This is a genomic window from Runella limosa DSM 17973 (assembly GCF_000482465.1).
In the GTDB taxonomy this organism is placed as follows: domain Bacteria; phylum Bacteroidota; class Bacteroidia; order Cytophagales; family Spirosomataceae; genus Runella; species Runella limosa.
Map to the genome: position 1 here is coordinate 1 of NZ_AXVJ01000112.1, position 1,086 is coordinate 1,086.

Sequence of the window (1,086 nt, forward strand, 5' to 3'; positions counted from 1 at the left end):
TCGTTATCCAAGTCCGCGTACCACACCTGACCTGGCTTTTCCAAAGCATCATTGTCATCGCAATCTGTATTGTTGCTCACATAGCCCGTGGGCTGGCTGCAAGCTTGCTGGCTCACCGAAGCATTCCCAAAACCGTCATTGTCGGCGTCCAAATACCATACTTGGGTGGCACAAACTGTAATGGTAAAGGAACAAGAGGCTGTACACCCAGCTGCAGTAGTATAGCTATATTGTATCGTATTTACACCAATGTTAGCTGAAGCAGGATTGAATATACCTCCATTTACGCCTGGGCCGCTGTAAACACCACCTATGGGGGTAGCCCCAGACAAAGCAAACGCCTGATCATTGTCGGCTACTATTATATTAGATGGACAAGCTACCGTGGGGTTTTGACCGAATGTCACACTCATTTCATCGCTAGAGGTACAAGCGCCATTGGTCGTCGTCCAGCGTAATTCATACACACTCCCCGCTGTTCCTGTGAAACTTGAGGTTGGACTACTGGCATTGCCAAACGCTCCACCCGTGCCACTCACCACACTCCACAGACCTGTTCCCACCGTTGGCGTATTGGCTGCTAAAGTTACCTGCGTCGTTCCACATGCGGGCGTTTGGTCTAAACCTGCAGCAGCAGCTGTTGGATTTTGACCAAATGTCACACTCATTTCATCACTAGAGGTACAAGAACCGTTGGTCGTCGTCCAGCGTAATTCATACACACTCCCCGCTGTTCCTGTGAAACTAGACGTTGGACTGCTGGCATCACCAAACGCTCCACCCGTGCCACTCACCACAGTCCACAGACCTGTTCCCACCGTTGGCGTATTGGCTGCTAAAGTTACCTGCGTCGTTCCACATGCTGGTGTTTGGTTTACACCTGCAGCAGCAGCCGTTGGGTTTTGACCCAAGCTCACACTCATTTCGTCACTAGAGGTACAAGAACCGTTGGTCGTCGTCCAGCGTAATACATACACACTCCCCGCTGTTCCTGTGAAACTTGACGTTGGACTGCTGGCGTTGCCAAACGCTCCACCCGTCCCACTCACCACACTCCACAGACCCGTTCCTACTGTTGGTGTATTG

Annotated in this window: 1 protein-coding gene; it reads right to left on the minus strand. The window is 51.3% G+C overall.

Features of this window, described 5'->3' with window-relative positions; translation table 11 throughout:
• On the minus strand, nucleotides 1-1,086 hold a 1,086-nt coding region (locus tag K339_RS37530), incomplete at both ends, for a hypothetical protein (protein WP_037300092.1).